Genomic DNA, 1442 nt, shown 5'->3' with positions numbered 1-1442 from the left:
TTTCTGGTGCGTACCGGGCTGAGAGGCGGTGTAAGTGAACTGTAGTTGCCATGTTTTACGGCAATGAGAGCAGAGATAGCGCTGATGTCCGGCAGTGCTTTTGCCGTTACGCACCACGCCTTCAGTAGCGGAGCAGGAAGGACATCTGATGGAAATGGAAGCCACGCAAGCACCTTAAAATCACCATCATACACTAAATCAGTAAGTTGGCAGCATTACCAGAGGTTTTTATGAAAAAACTTATCGTTTCAAGTGTATTGGCATTCATAACATTTTCTGCGCAGGCCGCAGCATTTCAGGTCACTAGTAATGAAATAAAAACAGGAGAGCAACTTACAACGTCTCATGTATTTTCTGGATTTGGGTGTGAGGGGGGTAATACATCGCCCTCATTAACCTGGTCTGGTGCTCCAGAAGGCACCAAAAGCTTTGCCGTAACTGTGTATGATCCAGATGCGCCTACAGGCAGCGGATGGTGGCACTGGACTGTTGCTAATATTCCAGCAACGGTAACATATTTGCCCGCTGATGCAGGAAGACGTGATGGTACAAAACTTCCGACTGGTGCTGTCCAAGGCCGAAATGATTTTGGCTATGCGGGATTTGGTGGAGCATGTCCTCCCAAAGGAGATAAACCCCATCATTACCAGTTTAAAATATGGGCTCTAAAAACTGATAAGATTCCTGTGGATTCTAATTCCAGCGGAGCGTTAGTTGGTTATATGCTTAATGCCAATAAAATTGCAACCGCTGAGATAATACCCGTTTATGAGGTAAAGTAGGATAAGAGTATGCTGGCAAAAGATAGGACTAACCTAAAGATTGAAGAAATACGGATGCATAAACATCATGAGATTCACAGGGTTAAGCCTCTTATGCCAGCTTTATGTCGTATCCGTCAGGGAAAAAAAGTTATCAATTGGGAGACGCATAGTCTAACTGTTGATAATAATCAGATAATATTATTTCCCTGTGGATATGAATTTTATATTGCGAATTACCCAGAAGCAGGTCTTTATCTTGCAGAAATGCTTTATTATCCCATTGATCTAATTGAAAAGTTCCAAAATCTTTATGCGATAACCGATCAAATTCGTAACACGACAGGTTTCTGCTTACCTCAGAATCCCGGTAATGCTGCCAACTTACTGATTTAGTGTATGATGGTGATTTTAAGGTGCTTGCGTGGCTTCCATTTCCATCAGATGTCCTTCCTGCTCCGCTACTGAAGGCGTGGTGCGTAACGGCAAAAGCACTGCCGGACATCAGCGCTATCTCTGCTCTCATTGCCGTAAAACATGGCAACTACAGTTCACTTACACCGCCTCTCAGCCCGGTACGCACCAGAAAATCATTGATATGGCCATGAATGGCGTCGGATGTCGCGCCAGTGCACGCATTATGGGCGTTGGCCTCAACACGGTTTTACGTCACTTAAAAAA

3 protein-coding genes and 1 pseudogene are annotated in these 1442 nt (G+C 44.4%); 3 read left to right on the top strand and 1 reads right to left on the bottom strand.

Going from position 1 to position 1442, the window contains the following annotated elements:
• Positions 1-165: IS1 family transposase (locus BGK49_RS27320; RefSeq protein WP_047664789.1), on the bottom strand; the 165-nt coding region annotated here is incomplete at its 3' end.
• Positions 166-230: 65 nt separating this feature from the next.
• On the opposite strand from BGK49_RS27320, the gene ybcL reads away from it, so the two are divergent.
• The 3 genes and pseudogenes from ybcL to BGK49_RS14520 form a co-directional block, all read left to right on the top strand.
• The gene (ybcL, locus tag BGK49_RS14530) at positions 231-782 is read left to right on the top strand and encodes a Raf kinase inhibitor-like protein YbcL (RefSeq protein WP_000734031.1); all 552 of its coding nucleotides are present in this window, start codon (positions 231-233) and stop codon (positions 780-782) included.
• Positions 783-791: 9 nt separating this feature from the next.
• Positions 792-1130 (top strand): annotated as a pseudogene (locus BGK49_RS14525) (AraC family transcriptional regulator); the annotation flags it as partial.
• Positions 1131-1185: 55 nt separating this feature from the next.
• Positions 1186-1442: IS1-like element transposase (locus tag BGK49_RS14520; RefSeq protein WP_024259250.1), on the top strand; the 257-nt coding region annotated here is incomplete at its 3' end.

The sequence above is a fragment of the Shigella sp. FC1544 genome, assembly GCF_001722145.1.
Taxonomy (GTDB): Bacteria; Pseudomonadota; Gammaproteobacteria; order Enterobacterales; family Enterobacteriaceae; genus Escherichia; species Escherichia coli.
This window is presented reverse-complemented; position numbering and strand designations above follow the sequence as displayed.

Bases quoted from the DNA above. Each gene is read 5' to 3' on its own strand.
- ybcL (WP_000734031.1), top strand. From the start codon at position 231: ATGAAAAAACTTATCGTTTCAAGTGTATTGGCATTCATAACATTTTCT.